This is a genomic window from Synechococcus sp. A15-28 (assembly GCF_014280175.1).
GTDB lineage: Bacteria > Cyanobacteriota > Cyanobacteriia > PCC-6307 > Cyanobiaceae > Parasynechococcus.
In genome coordinates this window covers 1347780-1363940 of sequence record NZ_CP047931.1, presented here as the reverse complement: position 1 = coordinate 1363940, position 16161 = coordinate 1347780, and the positions used below count along the sequence as shown (strand labels likewise).

General features: G+C 58.6%; 24 protein-coding genes and 1 tRNA gene. 13 read left to right on the top strand and 12 right to left on the bottom strand.

Annotation, left to right across the window (positions count from 1 at the left end):
- Nucleotides 1-31: 31 nt before the first annotated feature.
- Nucleotides 32-988: an ornithine carbamoyltransferase gene (gene argF / locus SynA1528_RS07825; RefSeq protein ID WP_186586281.1), complete on the top strand. Its 957-nt coding sequence runs from the start codon at nt 32-34 to the stop codon at nt 986-988.
- Between the two features lie 11 nt (nt 989-999).
- Here the strand turns inward: argF and SynA1528_RS07820 are convergent, their stop codons facing one another.
- On the bottom strand, nt 1000-1230 hold the full coding sequence (locus SynA1528_RS07820; protein ID WP_186586280.1) for a TIGR03643 family protein: 231 nt from the start codon (nt 1228-1230) through the stop codon (nt 1000-1002).
- A gap of 124 nt (nt 1231-1354) precedes the next feature.
- Here SynA1528_RS07820 and SynA1528_RS07815 point away from each other — a divergent pair, with 124 nt between their 5' ends.
- Nucleotides 1355-1639, top strand: coding sequence for a hypothetical protein (locus SynA1528_RS07815; RefSeq protein WP_353616596.1), 285 nt, complete (start codon nt 1355-1357; stop codon nt 1637-1639).
- Here the strand turns inward: SynA1528_RS07815 and SynA1528_RS07810 are convergent, their stop codons facing one another.
- Nucleotides 1640-1912, bottom strand: a complete 273-nt coding sequence (locus SynA1528_RS07810; protein ID WP_186586279.1) for a DUF1651 domain-containing protein — start codon at nt 1910-1912, stop codon at nt 1640-1642.
- An 80-nt stretch (nt 1913-1992) separates the two neighbouring features.
- Between SynA1528_RS07810 and lexA the strand changes: the two genes are divergently transcribed.
- The 6 genes from lexA (at nt 1993) to SynA1528_RS07785 (ending at nt 5719) form a co-directional block, all read left to right on the top strand.
- A complete protein-coding gene (gene lexA, locus SynA1528_RS07805; protein WP_186586278.1) occupies nt 1993-2616 on the top strand; it encodes a transcriptional repressor LexA in 624 nt (207 codons plus the stop codon).
- A 65-nt stretch (nt 2617-2681) separates the two neighbouring features.
- Nucleotides 2682-2754 (top strand) — tRNA-Ala (locus SynA1528_RS07800).
- 384 nt (nt 2755-3138) lie between these two features.
- Entirely contained in the window at nt 3139-3276 is a 138-nt protein-coding gene (locus SynA1528_RS13370; protein WP_502707706.1) for a DUF8681 family protein, read from the top strand.
- Between the two features lie 478 nt (nt 3277-3754).
- Nucleotides 3755-4126, top strand: coding sequence for a DUF1651 domain-containing protein (locus SynA1528_RS07795; protein WP_353616639.1), 372 nt, complete (start codon nt 3755-3757; stop codon nt 4124-4126).
- A gap of 447 nt (nt 4127-4573) precedes the next feature.
- The gene (locus SynA1528_RS07790; RefSeq protein WP_186586277.1) at nt 4574-4807 is read left to right on the top strand and encodes a hypothetical protein; all 234 of its coding nucleotides are present in this window, start codon (nt 4574-4576) and stop codon (nt 4805-4807) included.
- A 129-nt stretch (nt 4808-4936) separates the two neighbouring features.
- Nucleotides 4937-5719, top strand: coding sequence for a prohibitin family protein (locus SynA1528_RS07785; RefSeq protein ID WP_186588347.1), 783 nt, complete (start codon nt 4937-4939; stop codon nt 5717-5719).
- Between the two features lie 5 nt (nt 5720-5724).
- Here the strand turns inward: SynA1528_RS07785 and SynA1528_RS07780 are convergent, their stop codons facing one another.
- A complete protein-coding gene (locus SynA1528_RS07780) occupies nt 5725-6258 on the bottom strand; it encodes a PAP/fibrillin family protein (RefSeq protein WP_186586276.1) in 534 nt (177 codons plus the stop codon).
- A gap of 134 nt (nt 6259-6392) precedes the next feature.
- On the opposite strand from SynA1528_RS07780, the gene SynA1528_RS07775 reads away from it, so the two are divergent.
- Entirely contained in the window at nt 6393-6605 is a 213-nt protein-coding gene (locus SynA1528_RS07775; RefSeq protein WP_186586275.1) for a hypothetical protein, read from the top strand.
- A 36-nt stretch (nt 6606-6641) separates the two neighbouring features.
- Here SynA1528_RS07775 and SynA1528_RS07770 read toward each other — a convergent pair whose 3' ends face one another.
- From SynA1528_RS07770 to SynA1528_RS07750, 5 genes are all read right to left on the bottom strand, one after another.
- Nucleotides 6642-6938, bottom strand: a complete 297-nt coding sequence (locus SynA1528_RS07770; protein ID WP_353616595.1) for a hypothetical protein — start codon at nt 6936-6938, stop codon at nt 6642-6644.
- 410 nt (nt 6939-7348) lie between these two features.
- Nucleotides 7349-7633, bottom strand: coding sequence for a hypothetical protein (locus SynA1528_RS07765; protein ID WP_186586274.1), 285 nt, complete (start codon nt 7631-7633; stop codon nt 7349-7351).
- Complete coding sequence (locus tag SynA1528_RS07760; RefSeq protein WP_186586273.1) at nt 7630-7869, bottom strand: DUF3136 domain-containing protein; 240 nt, start codon at nt 7867-7869, stop codon at nt 7630-7632. The genes SynA1528_RS07765 and SynA1528_RS07760 overlap by 4 nt, the downstream gene beginning before the upstream one ends.
- A gap of 53 nt (nt 7870-7922) precedes the next feature.
- Complete coding sequence (locus SynA1528_RS07755) at nt 7923-8348, bottom strand: hypothetical protein (protein ID WP_186586272.1); 426 nt, start codon at nt 8346-8348, stop codon at nt 7923-7925.
- 74 nt (nt 8349-8422) lie between these two features.
- Nucleotides 8423-8830, bottom strand: coding sequence for a Rid family detoxifying hydrolase (locus SynA1528_RS07750; RefSeq protein WP_186586271.1), 408 nt, complete (start codon nt 8828-8830; stop codon nt 8423-8425).
- On the opposite strand from SynA1528_RS07750, the gene SynA1528_RS07745 reads away from it, so the two are divergent.
- The gene (locus tag SynA1528_RS07745) at nt 8829-9989 is read left to right on the top strand and encodes an ABC transporter ATP-binding protein (protein ID WP_186586270.1); all 1161 of its coding nucleotides are present in this window, start codon (nt 8829-8831) and stop codon (nt 9987-9989) included. The genes SynA1528_RS07750 and SynA1528_RS07745 overlap by 2 nt on opposite strands.
- Here the strand turns inward: SynA1528_RS07745 and gloB are convergent.
- The gene (gloB, locus tag SynA1528_RS07740; protein WP_186586269.1) at nt 9919-10668 is read right to left on the bottom strand and encodes a hydroxyacylglutathione hydrolase; all 750 of its coding nucleotides are present in this window, start codon (nt 10666-10668) and stop codon (nt 9919-9921) included. The two genes, SynA1528_RS07745 and gloB, sit on opposite strands and share 71 nt — an antisense overlap.
- Before the next feature lie 40 nt (nt 10669-10708).
- On the opposite strand from gloB, the gene hisG reads away from it, so the two are divergent.
- From hisG to SynA1528_RS07725, 3 genes are read left to right on the top strand one after another with little or no spacing between them, the layout of a single operon-like run.
- Entirely contained in the window at nt 10709-11362 is a 654-nt protein-coding gene (gene hisG, locus SynA1528_RS07735; RefSeq protein WP_186586268.1) for an ATP phosphoribosyltransferase, read from the top strand.
- Nucleotides 11359-13137, top strand: a complete 1779-nt coding sequence (locus tag SynA1528_RS07730; RefSeq protein WP_186586267.1) for an ABC transporter ATP-binding protein — start codon at nt 11359-11361, stop codon at nt 13135-13137. The genes hisG and SynA1528_RS07730 overlap by 4 nt, the downstream gene beginning before the upstream one ends.
- Nucleotides 13137-13640 (top strand): GNAT family N-acetyltransferase, encoded by a 504-nt coding sequence (locus SynA1528_RS07725; protein ID WP_186586266.1) that lies wholly within the window; start codon nt 13137-13139, stop codon nt 13638-13640. The genes SynA1528_RS07730 and SynA1528_RS07725 overlap by 1 nt, the downstream gene beginning before the upstream one ends.
- A gap of 12 nt (nt 13641-13652) precedes the next feature.
- Here SynA1528_RS07725 and SynA1528_RS07720 read toward each other — a convergent pair whose 3' ends face one another.
- The 3 genes from SynA1528_RS07720 to SynA1528_RS07710 are packed head-to-tail and all read right to left on the bottom strand — an operon-like array spanning nt 13653 to nt 16109.
- The gene (locus SynA1528_RS07720) at nt 13653-14339 is read right to left on the bottom strand and encodes a TIGR04283 family arsenosugar biosynthesis glycosyltransferase (protein WP_186586265.1); all 687 of its coding nucleotides are present in this window, start codon (nt 14337-14339) and stop codon (nt 13653-13655) included.
- Nucleotides 14318-14977: a TIGR04282 family arsenosugar biosynthesis glycosyltransferase gene (locus SynA1528_RS07715; protein ID WP_286187776.1), complete on the bottom strand. Its 660-nt coding sequence runs from the start codon at nt 14975-14977 to the stop codon at nt 14318-14320. The genes SynA1528_RS07720 and SynA1528_RS07715 overlap by 22 nt, the downstream gene beginning before the upstream one ends.
- Before the next feature lies 1 nt (nt 14978).
- Entirely contained in the window at nt 14979-16109 is a 1131-nt protein-coding gene (locus SynA1528_RS07710) for a trypsin-like peptidase domain-containing protein (protein ID WP_186586264.1), read from the bottom strand.
- Nucleotides 16110-16161 lie beyond the last annotated feature (52 nt).

Genomic DNA, 16161 nt, shown 5'->3' with positions numbered 1-16161 from the left:
ATCCCTGATAACTGTCCTTTGAATTGTCACGATGGCTACTGCTGCTGCAGGTGTTGCTGCTGCTCTTTCCTCCCTCAGCGGCCGTGACTACCTCTCCTCCGCTGATTGCTCGGCGGAGGGAACATCAGCCCTTCTTGATCTGGCTGCTCAACTGAAGCGTGGTGACCGTCGCATCGACCTCGGCAATCGGGTCCTAGGACTGATTTTCACCAAGGCTTCCACGCGCACCCGCGTGAGCTTCCAGGTGGCGATGGCCCGTCTGGGTGGCCAGACGGTGGACCTCAATCCCCAGGTGACGCAGTTGGGCCGCGGCGAGCCGCTGGAGGACACCGCGCGGGTGCTCAGTCGCTACTGCGATGTTCTGGCCGTTCGCACCTTTGCCCAGCAGGAGTTGGTGGACTACGCCCACTGGGCCACCGTGCCGGTGATCAATGCCCTCACCGATCTCGAGCACCCCTGCCAGGCCCTGGCCGACTTCCTCACGATGCGGGAAGCCCATGGCGAACTACCCGGCCAGACCCTGGCCTACATCGGTGATGGGAACAACGTGGCCCATTCCCTGATGCTCTGCGGGGCTCTGCTGGGGGTGAATGTGCGGATCGGTTGCCCCCAGGGTTTCGAGCCCTTATCCGGGGTGTTGGAGCAGGCCCGGTCCCTGGCGCAGCACGGTGCCTCGATTGAGGTCATTCACGATCCGCGTGATGCCGTGCGGGGTGCCCAGGCCGTATACACCGACGTGTGGGCGTCCATGGGCCAGGAGCAGGAACAAGCGGAACGGGAGCAGGCCTTCGCTGGTTTCTGTGTTGACGAGGACTTAATGAAAGAAGCAGGCAGTGGGGCGGTTGTGCTGCATTGCCTGCCCGCCCACCGCGGTGAAGAGATCAGCCCCGGGGTGATGGAAGGTTCCGACAGTCGCATTTTCGATCAGGCTGAAAACCGTCTTCATGCGCAGCAAGCACTGCTGGCAGCGTTGATGGGTGGCTTGTAGAGGCACGCTGTTCAGCGGTGGCACTTGGCTCTGAATCGGTTTGATTCGGAGGTGGAGCCATGTTTTGTTTTGCGCCCTGTCACCCTTTTGCGCCACATCTTGAACGAGGAGGGCTTCATGTGGGTTCGCATCAGGGCAATCACCTCCTGCTCTGATAGCCCGAACTGGTAGTGGATGGCTTCGAAGGTGGTTCTGTCCTCCCAGGCCATTTCAATGATCCGATCCAGATCCTGGGATTGCATCGTCGACTGATGATTCAGAAGCGTCGTGATGGTTCTAGCGACCAACGCCGCGCCTCTGTTGGCCCCTTGAAGACATCCCAGGCCTAAACTTCTGGTCACGAGATGGATTGCTGTGTCTGAGACGTTGGAGAAACCACTCGAGATCTCTTTTATGGATGTGAGGGAAGCGTTTCCATTCATTGATGCTGAACGACTCTCCCCGCAGGATGTTCTGGAGATTCTTTTGCATGTGTTCCGCCAGACGCAGGGTTTTGTGGACCGCGGCCATGAAACCAACAATCGTGAAACCGCCTGGCTGAATGGCTATCTGTACAGGCTCAGAGATAACGGCATGGACAGCTTTGTGGTGGAGAACATTGGCTCCAGCGTTGACAAGATGGCGGCATTACGCGAACAACAACAACCCTGATCATTGTCTTGGTGGAAGACATCGTGACCATCCTATTTTGAGCATGGTCTGCCAGGCCTCAATGGCGTTGTGCCGCAGCATCCGTCGCCCGGTGATCAGTGCTGGTGGACGATCGGGGTTGATGCGGAACGTCCGTATGGCGACCCATTGAGCGTGGGCCGTCGCTGAATCGGGTTGGAACTGCACCAGCTTCTGCTGCTGCGGGTTGACCAGCCAGCCTTCACCGCCGGTCTTTTCCGGCTTGTCGCTGTGTTTTGGCAGGTTTTGCCACATGCGACTGCTGAATGCGACTGCGGGGTCTTGCGCGGAATGGTTACCGCCGGTACAAATGTATTGTTCCTGCGCGATCTTCCGTGACCAGCTCGTCCCCGGAGCCGTTGACCTCTGCTCAGCAGGAGCTTTACGACTGGCTTGCGGACTACATCGGCACCCATCGCCATAGCCCATCCATCCGCCAGATGATGCAGGCGATGGGGTTGCGGTCCCCCGCGCCGATTCAGAGCCGGTTGCGCCATCTGCAGCAGAAGGGATGGATCACCTGGCAGGAAGGTCAGGCCCGGACCCTGCAGTTGCTGGGGGATATGGCTGCAGCTGCTGGCATCCCCGTGCTGGGTGCCGTGGCGGCCGGCGGTCTGGTGACGGCGTTTGATGATGTTCAGGAGCACCTGGACCTGGCGCCGGTTCTGGAAACCCAAGGACTGTTTGCGCTGACGGTGAACGGCGATTCGATGGTGGATGCCCACATCGCTGATGGCGATGTGGTGTTGATGGAGCCTGTTCCTGATCCCCAGCGGCTGCGCAACGGCACCGTCGTCAGTGCCCTGGTGGCCGGCAGCGGGACAACCTTGAAGCATTTCCACCGCAAAGGGGCAGCGGTTGTGCTGGAAGCGGCCAACCCTGCCTACGACCCGATCGAGCTGCCGGCGGAACAGGTGGAGGTGCAGGGCCAGTTGGTGGCGGTGTGGCGACAGGTGTGACTGCCCCTTCGGTGTAGGCTTGGATACGACGGCGGCACGAGCCTGAGGGCATCACCGGCGTTCATGGGGCCATAGCTCAGCTGGTAGAGCACCTGCATGGCATGCAGGGGGTCAGGAGTTCGAGTCTCCTTGGCTCCATTCTTTAAAATACTGTTTTAGACAGGGTTTTTAGCGGTCATATGACCGCTTTTTTTGTGCTCTTCTGCTCCCCGCGTACTACCTGGGTTGTCATATCTCAGGCCGTTTCTGCTCACAATTCTGCTCATCGGGAAAAATCTACTCCACATGGCTGAACAGAAATGGCTTCAAGGGTTACGACGCCAGATCAAGCACAGTTGTGGACCCGGTTGGGGGTTGCCGCTGGTAAGCAGCACTAGATCCGCGCCAAACTGTTTGCATGAAACACCTTCTAAAGCTCCTTCAACGGTTTACGGGCAAGCCACAGAAGCTCTCACTCCATACGCCAGAAGAGTTGGAGTGCTTCAAGCGTGACGCGATCGAGAACCGGAAGAAGCACTACTGATGCAAGGAGCGTTTGAGCTGGGTCTGGTGGCCGTGTTGTTTCTGGGCCTGCAGCTTTGGTGGCTCAGCAAGGTTTTCCTAAACCGTCCAAGGCAGCCCAAGCCGCTCGGCAAGCCGATGCGAGCAAACACCCTTTAGGGCGAACGGAATGCACTGCAGAAGTTGTTCGATCGATCCTGATCAACAGGATGAAGCAAACGCTCAGGAGCTATTGGATTGCATGATTAAGAAGCCTGCCGACCAGGTATTAGGTAGAAGGCAAGTGGGAGGCTGATCGAAATCAGCCCCTTTTTAAAGAGCTTAATCCTTAAGGACTAAGCATAGTCCCAATAATCATGGGTTCCTTTCGTCGGCTTATCTCTGTAGGGAGTCATACCAATTGTAGGAGGTATATGGTTTTTTTCTTCTGCATCAATCGCGCCCATTGCATGAGCTAGGGCGTCTCCGAACCATTTCAGAAAACCCTTCATGAGACCTCCTTGAGGAACTTCTCTACCAATAGAACGAAAACTGTATTTTGGGCCTAAGTACTTTACCTAAATTCTCGAAAGAGACTCAAATCCAATTAAATAATAAATACTCATTGGCGCAGTTGGTTCTAGGCCGTCGGTTGTTGGTGGTTCAAACCGATCAATGCCACCGGTTGCTATGTCGAGTTTCTTCGCCAGGTGCGGCTATCCGCCGTGCTAACAGCCATGGCTCTTGTCTGTCTGCAGACAAAATTTCAGTGCAACGCGTTTCTCGCCACAGCTTCAGACCACGCGGCCATGCATGGCTTGTGAATGTCAACGAGCAGAAGGTCGTTGAGTTCAAGCCCGAAGATCCAACAGCAGATGGACAGTGGGTGACATTGCGCACCTTTCACTGGCGCCCGCCTGATTACCCGATTCCTGAATCACGTCGACGGATGATGAAACACGAGGCTATCGACGTTTGGGAGAAAATGCTTAGTGCGGGTTGGAGGCAATGTTCACCACCGGTGAGGTAGGGCCGGTGGCATAGGGAAAGTCTGTTACTTATGAACTGGCTTTTGCGACAATCGAGACCGGAGCGATAGACGTCCTCCAGAAACTGAATTGTGCAGAAGGTCTGATGCATACCGACGACCAGCTCTGTTCGCATCTGTGATCGACTTGAAGTTGCCTACAAAGTCATACTCACGTCCATCCAACGTGGCAGAGACGGCATAGTGATTCTGACTAACCTTTTGCACGCTCCAACGTAGAACGCAGGCTGGAGACTTTTTTGAAGCATTCATTCTTTTCACCCGATTGGGCGAAGACTTTATGCATCACGAACCAAGCACGTGCCAAAGGTTATCATTTCTCGAATAAGTAATTATTTTCTGTTCATAATTGGCCCGAAACAATCCGTGACGAAATCTAATCGGTGGTGCCTCTTTGGTGCAGGCTGATCAAAAATAAGAGAGTTTTCCATGAAATTGCTTGCATATTCCTTCTCGGGCCTTTTGCTGGCAGCAGCACCTGCGCTCTCCTCCAGCGATAAGCAAGTGTTCCTGTCAATGAAGAAGTTCGAGCAAGTGGCTGATCGAGCACATGCCTTGTGCGCGAGCGTTGATCTTGAGTTTTCACAGATCTTCTATGACTGCATGGATAAGAAAATGCATGGAATTTACATCGATAGCAGCACCGTTAAATCACGACATTGATGCAAATCAGGATCCTTGCGGTAATCTTCTGAATTCTTGCTTCGATTTGTCATATTATTATTTGATTATGTAAATCTTCGTTTCTGGCTGCGCTTCTTCTACCGTAGAAATCTGTCTAAGACTGTGTCGATGCGCTCGTATCAAAATCCCGAACAGGTTTGGAAAACAGTCGTTGTTGTTTCGTCGATCTTTGTTGGGGGTATCGCCGTTCTGTCCAGCTTGTTTGTTGTGCCCGCAGGGGAGGTTGGTGTCGTCACAACGCTTGGCAAGGTCTCGGAGCAGCCCCGTCAGCCTGGCCTGAACTTCAAAATTCCCTTCATTCAAAGCACGCACTCCTTCAGCGTCAGAACCCAGGTTGTCCCGGAGAAATTCTCGACGCTCACGAAAGACCTTCAGGTGATTGAGGCAACCGCAACTGTGAAGTATGCCGTTAAGCAATCTGAGGCTCCACGCATTTACAGCACGATTGCTACGGATGATTCCGCCATTTATGCCAGGGTCATTCAGCCGTCATTGTTGAAATCACTCAAATCTGTTTTCTCGAAATACGAGCTGGACACAATCGCTACGGATTGGAACAGTATTTCTTCTCTGGTTCAGGACAGTGTATCGCAGGAGCTTAGTAAATTTGATTATGTGGCTGTGAGAGGCCTTGATATCACTGGCTTGCAGATTGCCGAGGAGTACAGAGCGGCAATTGAACAGAAACAGATTGCTCAACAGCAACTCCTTCGGGCCAAGACAGAAGTTCAGATTGCCGAACAAGAGGCGATCAAGTTCGAAACATTGAATCGGTCGCTTAATGACAGTGTTCTGTATAAGCTGTTTCTCGATAAATGGGATGGTAAAACCCAGGTGGTTCCCTCCTTCTCAGGCGGAACGACGCCTCCCGTGATTGTCGGTAGAAATTGATCTGCTTAATCGAGGAGTTCTTCGGTCAGCAGATCATTTCGACGAAGCAATGCAAAAATGGTTCCTGCATTGCCTCTACAAATCCGTAATTCTTGGCTCAACACAGTAATGTCGAGCCAAGCCGGAAAGTTCTGCTGAACATTACGCATTAATTTCACTTGCCGTTGCCCTGGTCGTGACGGGCCGAGCCAACCTCCTCTGCAGAATTTCACTTCGATCCGTTTTGAGCTGATCAGGTTGAGCTCGGCTTGAACACTGACAGCACCAATCCCTCCAAGGGGACCACGAAGACGCAGCAAATTACAACCTTTGTTTCGCTCTGGGTCCAGCGCCTGGAGATTTTCAAGCCATGGTGCCTGACGCAGCCAAGGCTGACTTGAACTGCTCCAACGCAGATCCCATACCCCCTTCAGCAGCGGCGCATCCTGATTGAGGTCAGCCGGGATTGATGTCTCCAGCTTGGCGATGCGTTCAGAGATGCTTTGGTCATTGGGATTGCTGCGCAGATGCCTGACCAGCGCATCGTGTTCATCGGTCATGCATGCAATGACCGAAGGCCATGGCTAAATTAATATCCGATCATAGTTGGTGTTTCGATAATATGACGTCTTGTTTTTTTGCATTAAATATTCGCGCAGGTTTGACGTTGAGCATCTTGATGTTCATGTGTCCTTTGCGGACTTTCGCTGGTGAGCCGATTCGCCTGCTGGTTATCCCCTATCAATCGGGATGGGGAAGTCAGAAGATTCCAGTGAACACATTCACAGGTCCTGCCGCACCGCCCCCGCTACCACTGCCTCCTCAGGCTGATCGCGTTGTGCCCCGAATGATCGAGAGCGATGACTTGGATGATGACGTGGATGACGACTGGCTGATGGACGGCTAGTTCTCCTTGGTATCCATTCCGTTCATCGCCTTCAGGTCAATGGGTGGGCTGCTCCGATGGATGGGGATGGTCTGGCAGGCTGACGCTGTGCAGATCGTCACCAGACTTCTTCCACTGAACGAGATGCATCCGGTCAATTTTGTTGCTGTCGAGGCAATCCCAGATGTTGGCTCCCTTCAACGTTGCTGCTGACCAATTGTCGCCCTCGCTGTTCATCTTTTTTCTGTTTTCATCTTTCCAGTCTGACCAAGCAATGTCCGGATAGGTCGAAGCATGTTTGCTAAGAATCACGATTGAGAACTCCATGCTGCTGCTGGCCTGTTCTTGTTTCATCATAAATCAATTGATCTTCCCCGGTCTACGGGATTGGATTCAGTTGTTGCTCAGACACTCGGCTCAAACAGCCGGTTCAAATGTCTGTAAATGCTTGCATTCTTGTCTTTTGAATGGGATAGGTCGCAAATCCGTATAATTACACACGATTCCGCTGGAGTGTTGTAGCTAGAACATGGACGTCGATGTCTGCATTTTCATCGCCGCAGAAGTTTTTTTGTTGTTCTTATGTCTCGTCGTGATGAGTATCATTACTGGATGATGTTGTGGCTACAGAGCCACAGCCCTGCAGAGCGCGAGGTTGCGGACGGACAGCTTTGTTCTCAGTCGCTCGAGTCTCTTCATCAGCCTGATCACAGCCCCGATGCAGATCTGTTGTCAGAGTTGACCGTTGATGGTGATGCGGCGTTTCAGGATTGACGCACCATTAGGGCCGTCGAGCTGGCTCGGCTGGGTTGCTGGCGAAGTTGTCTTGAGCCCTCAACAGGCTGGTGGAATCCAGCCACTCCAGGCTTGCTGACGTCATGCTGATGAGCAATATTGAAAAGATTGCTGTCTTTAGCTGATGTCTTTTCTTCTCTTTTCTGAATATCATTCGCATCGTGTCTGAGCATGAATTGATATTCTCTCTTCTCTCTTTGGGGGATTTCTGTGAATTTGATTGGACGTTCCTGTTTGAACGCAGAGAGATTCAAATAGGAACTTTTCCTTCTTTGATTTTTTCCAGATCCCGACGAATGAGAGCCAGCAGGTAGGACGGTGCTTTGTAGCGCGTTGGCAGGCATCGGTTGAGCGTTTCCAGATGTCCCCAACAGACCGTGCGTTCGATGTCTTTGGTCGTCTTGCCTTGTTGGAGCAATCGTCTGAGGGCTTTGCAATAGAGCGGGTAGCCCGCTTCCAATTCACCGATGGTGAGCTTCGCCTGGGTCATCGGATCATCCCCCTGATGTCCAATAACCTAAATCGGCGAGGGGAAGCCTCCTCTCAGCTGTTCGGTCCCAGTCCGGCAAGGTGGAGCACCAGCTGCGACCCGTTGGCCTCCGCCAGGGTCTCGATGGCTTCGATCGAACGCTGCAACAAGCGGGCGACCTGCAGCATGTTGCTGAGCTTGAGTGCGTCCTGGCCACTGGGATGATTCCCTGTCAGGCGGCTGAGGGTGGACTTCTCAATGCCCTGGGACTCCAGCCACTGCCGGAGCGGGACGCTCAGCTGCCGGTTGCAGGCTTCCAGCCATAGCTCCCAGTCTTGAGCGGTTTCCCCTGTCGGGATCTGCAGGCTGATCTGCTGGCTTTCACTCGGATCCAGCAGGGTGGCGCTTGCCCTTGATGGGGTCAGACCGGAGTAGAGCAGCGTCCAGCCGCTCTCCAGCAACGGTCGCGCAGCCTGTTCCCTGAGGGCTAGCCATTCCATGGTCAAGGCCGAATGGTCGTCGGACGTTTTGATGTCATCTACGTCCGGGCTTCCGGTCCGTGATGTGGATCAGATCACACGGTCTTCAAATCATCACCAAACCAGGCGACGCAGTCGATCTCGACCCGTGCACCCTTGGGCAGTGCCGCCACCTGCACACAGGCTCGGGCTGGACTTGTGCCCGCCCCGAACATCTCCGCATAGATCCCGTTGACGGTCTGGAAGTCCCCCAGATCAGCCAGAAACACCGTCGTCCGCACCACGTGCTGTGCCGTGGCACCGGCGGCCTCCAGCACGGCGTTGAGGTTCTTCAGCACCTGACGCGTTTCGCTGGCCACATCCCCGTCACCAACCATGGCTCCCGTTTCCGGATCCAATGGAATCTGGCCCGAGCAGTACAGCCAACCACCGGCCAGCACCGCCTGGTTGTACGGCCCGACGGGGGCGGGAGCTGCTGTGGTCGTTACGGCTTGAGCAGTCATGGCCGAATCGCAGAATGGAAACGATCATCGCGTTTCGCTGTTGTCGCAGTCCCTGGCCACCGTTTCAGTGCGTGACCTCTGGCATCGCTACGACGGCTCTGCTGGACCCTGGACGTTGCGGGGGATTGATCTCGAGCTCGCTGCGGGTGAGCTGGTCGGTCTGCTCGGACCCTCCGGCTGTGGGAAGACCACCCTGCTGCGACTGATCGCTGGCTTTGAGAGTCCGTTGCAAGGCTCCGTGCACCTGCAGCAACGACCCGTGGCGGGGAACGGGCATTGGTTGCCGCCCGAGCGACGGGGAATCGGCATGGTCTTTCAGGACTATGCCCTTTTCCCCCACCTCACGGCCTGGCAGAACGCCTGTTTCGGGCTGCGCCCCGGCCAGGACGACAGCCGCGCAGCCTGGCTGCTGGAGTTGCTGGGTCTGAAGGGGCTGGATCAGCGATACCCCCATCAACTCTCGGGCGGCCAGAAGCAACGCCTGGCCCTTGCCCGGGCTCTGGCACCGGCTCCGAAGCTGGTGCTGCTGGATGAGCCTTTCTCCAACCTCGATGTGGAAGTGCGGCTGCGGCTGCGCAGTGAACTCAGTTCTGTTCTGCAGGTGTGCGGAGCCACAGGGCTGATCGTGACCCACGATCCCGGAGAGGCCCTGGCCATCTGTGACCGTGTGGCGGTGATGCGGGATGGGGAACTGCACCAGTGCGCGACCCCCAGGGATCTCGTTGACTCCCCTGCCTCACCGTTTGTTGGTCGGTTTGTTCTTCAAGGGAATCTTCTGCCCCTCGATGGACCGATGCACTGTCTGATCGGTTCTCTTGAAAACGCCGGTGCTCAGCCACCGGCAGACCCGGGAGCCGATGCCGAACTTCTGTTGGTGGACCCAGCCGTGATTCAGCTTCACGATGATCCCCAGGGGAAGGCCTGCGTAATGGGACGGGAGTTCCTCGGGCAGGCCTGGCAGTACCGCGTGCAGCAGGGAACCTGCGATCTCCGCGTGAATGCTCCCCTCAGCCTGGATCTGCCCCGCGGTACCCGCTGTCGATTGGCCTTTCAACCAGGCGCCGACGTGATTCTCTTCCCGCAGGGAATCAGGCTGCGCGCCACTGATCCTTGTGGCGCCGCAGGCGTCCCAGCTGCTCGACCGACTCCGCCCGCATGAACAGGTTGCTGCGCCGTTCCTCGCCGATGCTGCTGGGCAGGCTCAATTCGCCACGGCGCCGCAGGGCCACCACGGTCTCGTAACGCTGGCGAATGGCTGCGTCCTTGGGTTCCTGCTGGGTGGCCCAGAGCAGGTTCCCTTCCGTGTACTCGTGGGCGCAGCAGACCTGGGTGGATTCAGGAAGTTGCGCCAGCCGGCCAAGGGCTCGATGCATATCAGCCGGGGTCCCTTCAAACAGACGGCCGCAACCACCGGAAAACAGCGTGTCGCCGCAGAACAACACCGGGCCGAGATCCAGATCCTCCCGCTCGGGAATCACAAAGGCGATGTGGGCGGCGGTATGGGCGGCCACGTCCAGCACCGCGAGTGATCGGCCGAGCACGCTGATCTGATCGCCGTCGCTGACGGAGACCGTTTGAAAGGGAATGCGTGAACGATCGGCTGCAGCGGCCACCACCGCCGCGTTGGGCCATCGCTGCAGCAGGCCGGGGGTTCCACCGATGTGGTCGGCGTGGTGATGGGTCTGCAGCACGGCACTCAGCTGCAATTGCCGTTGTTGCAGCCAGTCGATGACGGGTTCTGCCACTGCGGGATCCACCACAACGGCCTCGGCGCCCCGCACCCAGATCCAAATGACGTTGTCCTGCAGCACCGGCAGGGCATGGAGGGAGGATTGCATCGTTAAAGTCCTGCCTGGTTACACGGTCAACGCTGGACCCATGATCACCGTCGCGTTGGCCAAAGGAGCGCTGCTCAAGGATTCCGTGGCTCGGTTCGCGGCGGCAGGCCTGGATTTCTCAGCTGTGCTGGACAAGGACAACCGTCAGCTGATGCTGCCCACCCCCTGCGGTCGAGCCCGGGCGCTGCTGGTGCGCAACGGTGATGTGCCCACCTATGTGGCCTACGGCCAGGCCCAGTTGGGGGTTGTCGGCTACGACGTGTTGAAGGAGCACCAACTGCCGGTGGCCCAGCTGGTGGATCTGGGCTTCGGTGGCTGCCGGATGGCCGTGGCCGTCAAGGCCAGCAGTGGCTACGAACGGGCGGCGGATCTTCCTCCCCACTGCCGGGTGGCGAGCAAGTTCACCCACTGCGCCCGCGAATATTTCGACCAGCTCGACCTACCGGTGGAGCTGGTGCATCTGAACGGCTCCGTCGAGCTTGGCCCCATCACGGGGATGTCCGAGGCCATTGTTGATCTGGTGGCGACCGGGCGCACCCTGCGGGAGAACGGATTGGTGGCCATCGAGGATCTGTTCCACACCACGGCCCGCCTGGTGGGTCACCCTCTTTCGATGCGGCTGGATGATGGATCTCTGAGCAGCATCGTTGAAGCGGTGCGCACAGTGTCCAACGCAGCTGGTGCCGCTGCATGAGCGCTATCAGTGACTGGAAACGGGTGCGTCGGCTCGGCCGTTACCTCGTCCACGACCGTCGCCGTCTGCTGCTGACCCTGGTGCTGTTGGTGCCAGTGGCCTTCGCCGGAGCGATTCAGCCCCTGCTGGTGGGCCTGGCCATCAGTGTGCTGCGCAATGAATCGAGCCTTCCCTGGCTTGAGGGGCTAAGCACCAGCGCAGCCATTCGCTTGATTGTGTTGCTGATGCTGGGTTCGGTGCTGCTGCGTTTCGGGTTGCAACGGGTGCAGTTGTTCAACTTCCAGGTCGTGGGCCAGCGGCTCACGGCACGGATCCGAGAAGACCTGTTCCGTCATGCCCTGGCGCTGTCCTTGCGGTTCCATGACCGTATGCCCGTGGGCAAATTGCTGACCCGGCTCACCAGTGATGTCGATGCCCTCTCTGAGCTCTTCGGCAGTGGAGCGTTCGGGATTCTGGGTGATCTGGTCAGCCTGCTGGTGATTGCCGGTTCAATGCTTCTGATCGAATGGCGGCTCGGGTTGTTGCTGCTCTGCACGCAGATTCCCGTCACCTTGATGGTGATTTGGTTGCAGGGTCGCTACCGCAAGGCCAATTACCGGGTTCGTGAGGAGCTGTCCCAGCTGAACGCCGACTTTCAGGAAAACCTTCAGGGCCTGGATGTGGTCCAGATGTTCCGGCGCGAGGCGGTGAACGGCGAGCGCTTTCAGCGCACGGGTTCCGCCTATCGGCGTGCGGTGAACGGCACCATTTTCTTCGACAGCAGCATCTCCGCCTTTCTCGAATGGGTGTCCCTGGGAGCCGTGGCCCTGGTGCTGGCTCTGGGTGGATGGATGGTGACATCGGGGTCCATGGGCCTTGGAATCCTCACCACCTTCATCCTCTATTCGCAGCGTTTGTTTGATCCATTGCGGCAGCTGGCGGAACGCTTCACCCAGATCCAGGGTGGTCTGACGGCGGTGGAGCGCATCGGTGAACTGATGGAGCAGCCCCTGGAGATCGTCGAAGATCCTGAGGCCACTCCGCTTACCACCGCCGGGCAGGGGGAGGTGATCTTTGAAAACGTCAGCTTCAGCTACCGGCCGGATGAGCCCATCCTGAGCAATCTCTCCTTCCGGATCGCTCCCGGCGAGCACGTGGCCTTGGTCGGGCCGACGGGATCCGGCAAAACCACCGTGATCCGTCTGCTCTGCCGGTTGTACGAACCTCAGCAGGGCCGGATTCTTCTGGACGGACGCGACATCCGCTCCATCCCCATTGCTGATCTGCGCCGTCAGCTGGGGGTTGTGCTGCAGGACACCTTCCTGTTCAGCGGCAATGTGGCCGACAACCTGCGGCTCAATGCCGACATCAGCGACCAGCAGCTGGCTGGGATCTGCCGTGATCTGGGCCTGAACGACCTGTTGCAGCGTCTGCCCAGCGGTTTGGAGACGGAGTTGCGGGAACGGGGTGGAAATCTGTCCTCGGGCGAACGCCAGTTGCTGGCGGTCGCCCGGGTCGCTATCCGCAACCCCACGGTGCTGGTGATGGATGAGGCCACCGCTTTCATGGATCCCTCCACCGAGGCCACCCTGCAGCGTGATCTTGACCGCCTGCTGCAGAAACGCACGGCTGTGGTGATCGCCCACCGCCTGGCGACGGTGGAGGCCTCGGATCGGATTCTGGTGTTGCGCCGTGGCCACCTGATCGAACAGGGCACCCACGGGGAGCTGAGGGCCAAAGGTGGGCTCTATGCCCAGCTGGCGGATCTGCAGGAAAAGGGATTGGCGCGCCTGTGATGACCTCCCCCCTCGACCTTCCCGCAGCGCCGCTGCTCGAGCAGTACGGCGAGGAGGCACGTCTCTGTTCCTGTGCCAACGATCAACTCACCCTGGTGTTCAGCCAACGGCACCCCTTTGACCTGGTGGAGCTGGAGCAGTTGCTGGAAGCGGTGGGTTGGAGTCGGCGGCCGGTGCGCCGGGTGCGCAAAGCCCTGGCCAACAGCCTGCTCACCGTCGGCCTGTGGCGGCATGATCCCCGCATTCCTCGCCTGGTGGGTTTTGCCCGTTGCACCGGTGACGGTGTGTTTGAAGCCACGGTCTGGGATGTGGCTGTCCATCCGCTTTACCAGGGCAGTGGCCTGGGCAGTCAGCTGATGGTTTATGTGCTGGAGGCTCTGGAGGCCATGGGCACCGAACGGGTGAGCCTGTTCGCTGATCCAGGTGTGGTGAATTTCTACCAACGCCAGGGCTGGGAGCTGGAGCCGCAGCAGCATCGCTGTGCGTTCTGGTACGCCAGTTGATCGCAGTTACGCTCAGGGGTTGTAGTCACCAGCCAGTTGATCAGCGGCAATGCCTTGGTACCAACGGCGTCGCAGCATCCAGTTGTGCCAGGCCCTGCTGATCACCCCCTGCTCCTGCCAGCGGCGGTTGCTGGTGACCAATGGGCAGCCAAGTCGTCTCAACCTGTGGGTGCGTGCAATCCGCTCCACCAGGTCCAGATCCTCCATCAACGGGATCGGCCGGTAACCACAGCTGGCTGTGTAGAGCGTGCGGTGGATCAGCAGTCCCTGGTCGCCGTAGGGCCGCTGACCCAGTCCACTGCGCAGGGCGACGCAGCGCTCCAGCAGCCACAGCATCGGCCCCCGGGCTTCCACCCGGAAGTCGAAGTACCAGGCATCGCTGGCTGCATGGGGGTGATCGATCACCCGTTGGACAGCGCTGCACCAGCGGTGCGGCAGGCGGCTGTCGGCATGGAGCACCAGGGTCCAGTCATGGCGGGCAGCGGCCATCCCATGGATCAGTTGCTGCCCCCGCCCCCGTTCAGGGCTGGTCAGTGTCTTGACGCCGGCCAGGTCGGCCACAGCTGTCGTTTGATCCTGGCTGCCTCCATCGATGACAATCACCTGGAGCCCATGGGGCCAGCGGGCCAGATCGGCCAGCAGCAATGGAAGCCGACGCCCTTCGTTCAGCGTTGGGATCAGGATCGACAGCCCTGCCATCGGTTGAGGTCACGCAGGTGATCGAGATCCTGCTGCTGATGCAGCAGGGCCACGGAGAGGTTGAAATGATGGGCGTATTCCAGCGTGGAGCGACACACGTCGTCGCTGCCCCAGGGGATGCCGGCCAGCGGCCATCGCGCTGGGGTCTGCATCAGGTCCGCTGACAGAGCGATCAACCAGTAGCCCCCATCAGCGGCGGGCCCCAGCACGAGGTCATGGCTTTGAAGGTTCTCCAATGCCATCAGCAGGTCACGTTGATGGACGTCAGGCAGGTCGCTGCCCACCACAAGTACAGGCATGCGGTGACGACGCAGGGGCAGCAGTTGTCGTCTGATCCGCGTTCCGAGGTTGCCCTCGCCCTGCAGGCGGACTGTGTCAATGCCCTGTTGCCGTCCCCACCGCCTGGCATGGCCGGGACCCAGTCCGCTGACGGCCAACACAGGGGTGACATCTGCCTGTCGATGCAGGGCTCGGGCCACCGCGAAGGTGTGATCCGTGAGGCGGGCTTGCAGGCGGGCACTGCGTTCATCGCCGTTGTTGAGCCCCAGCTCCGAGTGCAGGTCTGCCGCCAGCCGCCGTTTGCAGCGCCCTGGCGCTGGCCAGCGGGCCATCAGCACCAGGGCGGCAGATGGGACCACCTCAACGCCGCCGCGGCAGTTCCTTGGGCAGAACCTCCAGGCTTTGCTCCAGTCCGTTGCGTTCGATCGTGATCTGCATCGGTTGTCCCACGCTGCCCCGGTCCACGGCCAGTTGCACTTCCGAAGGGTTCTCCACGGTGGTTCCATTCACGGCCCGGATCAGATCGCATTGGCGGATCCCTGCGGCTTCAGCCGGGGTGTCGGGGACCACATCCACCACCAGAACACCGTTCACAACGGGCACGGTGCAGCGGGTGCTGGTGGCGTTGATCTCCCGCGCCAGTTGAGGCGTGAGGCTGCGCAGCTGCACACCGATGAAGGGATGGGAGGCCTGCCCGGTGCTGACGATCTGCTGAGCGATCCGTTTGGCGAGGTTGATGGGCACCGCGAAGCTCAGCCCAGCCCCTGGGGCCTTGCGGATGGCCGTGTTCATGCCGATCACCTCACCGGCGGCGCTGATCAGGGGTCCCCCGCTGTTGCCGGGATTGACGGCGGCGTCTGTCTGGATGTAGGGCACCCGCTGCCCTTCGCCGATGTTTGCATCGGTCCGATCGACGGCACTGATGATGCCGGCGGTGACGGTGTTGTTCAGGCCGAAGGGATTCCCGATGGCGATGGCCCATTCCCCTGGCCGCAGCTGGTCGGAATTGCCGAGGCTCGCCACCGGCAGATTTTCAGCCACCACCTTCACGACGGCCACATCCGTCAGTGGATCGCCGCCCAGGACCGTGCCTTGGAAACGGCGCCCGTCGGGCAGGGTCACATTGACCCGATCCGCTCCGCGCACCACATGCTCGTTGGTGAAGATCAGGCCGTTGGCTCGGGTGATGAATCCCGATCCCTGGCCCTGCTGTCGCTGGGTGGAAGGGCCAAGGCCGAACAGCTGACCCATCGGGTTGTTGATGTTTTTCTCCGTGTCGATCCGCACCACCGAAGGCCCGACCCGCTCGACGGCTTTGACGATCACGTTCTGACCGGGCTGCAGGGGGGCGGAACGCGGCTGATCGTGCACCACAGGCGGTGGTGCCACCTTGGGTGCTTCCGATCCTCCGCTCAGATTTCTGAGCAGGCTGCAGGAGCTCAGGCCGGTGGCGATCAGGGTGAACCCGATCAGACGCAGCGAAGGCGGCATCAATGCATGGTGTCTGCTGATTCATTTAAAGCGGACTGTTCCGAGCAACGTG

Excerpts from the sequence above, each read along its gene's own strand:
- SynA1528_RS13370 (WP_502707706.1), top strand. The coding sequence starts at position 3,139 with ATGCAAGGAGCGTTTGAGCTGGGTCTGGTGGCCGTGTTGTTTCTGGGC.
- SynA1528_RS07790 (WP_186586277.1), top strand. The coding sequence starts at position 4,574 with ATGAAATTGCTTGCATATTCCTTCTCGGGCCTTTTGCTGGCAGCAGCA.
- SynA1528_RS07750 (WP_186586271.1), bottom strand. The coding sequence starts at position 8,830 with ATGACTGCTCAAGCCGTAACGACCACAGCAGCTCCCGCCCCCGTCGGG.
- SynA1528_RS07710 (WP_186586264.1), bottom strand. The coding sequence starts at position 16,109 with ATGCCGCCTTCGCTGCGTCTGATCGGGTTCACCCTGATCGCCACCGGC.
- SynA1528_RS07820 (WP_186586280.1), bottom strand. The coding sequence starts at position 1,230 with ATGCAATCCCAGGATCTGGATCGGATCATTGAAATGGCCTGGGAGGAC.
- argF (WP_186586281.1), top strand. The coding sequence starts at position 32 with ATGGCTACTGCTGCTGCAGGTGTTGCTGCTGCTCTTTCCTCCCTCAGC.
- SynA1528_RS07810 (WP_186586279.1), bottom strand. The coding sequence starts at position 1,912 with ATGTGGCAAAACCTGCCAAAACACAGCGACAAGCCGGAAAAGACCGGC.
- gloB (WP_186586269.1), bottom strand. The coding sequence starts at position 10,668 with ATGCAATCCTCCCTCCATGCCCTGCCGGTGCTGCAGGACAACGTCATT.
- SynA1528_RS07780 (WP_186586276.1), bottom strand. The coding sequence starts at position 6,258 with ATGACCGATGAACACGATGCGCTGGTCAGGCATCTGCGCAGCAATCCC.
- SynA1528_RS07725 (WP_186586266.1), top strand. The coding sequence starts at position 13,137 with ATGACCTCCCCCCTCGACCTTCCCGCAGCGCCGCTGCTCGAGCAGTAC.
- SynA1528_RS07755 (WP_186586272.1), bottom strand. The coding sequence starts at position 8,348 with ATGGAATGGCTAGCCCTCAGGGAACAGGCTGCGCGACCGTTGCTGGAG.
- SynA1528_RS07720 (WP_186586265.1), bottom strand. The coding sequence starts at position 14,339 with ATGGCAGGGCTGTCGATCCTGATCCCAACGCTGAACGAAGGGCGTCGG.
- SynA1528_RS07730 (WP_186586267.1), top strand. The coding sequence starts at position 11,359 with ATGAGCGCTATCAGTGACTGGAAACGGGTGCGTCGGCTCGGCCGTTAC.
- SynA1528_RS07770 (WP_353616595.1), bottom strand. The coding sequence starts at position 6,938 with ATGAAACAAGAACAGGCCAGCAGCAGCATGGAGTTCTCAATCGTGATT.
- SynA1528_RS07785 (WP_186588347.1), top strand. The coding sequence starts at position 4,937 with ATGCGCTCGTATCAAAATCCCGAACAGGTTTGGAAAACAGTCGTTGTT.
- SynA1528_RS07745 (WP_186586270.1), top strand. The coding sequence starts at position 8,829 with ATGGCCGAATCGCAGAATGGAAACGATCATCGCGTTTCGCTGTTGTCG.
- hisG (WP_186586268.1), top strand. The coding sequence starts at position 10,709 with ATGATCACCGTCGCGTTGGCCAAAGGAGCGCTGCTCAAGGATTCCGTG.
- SynA1528_RS07760 (WP_186586273.1), bottom strand. The coding sequence starts at position 7,869 with ATGACCCAGGCGAAGCTCACCATCGGTGAATTGGAAGCGGGCTACCCG.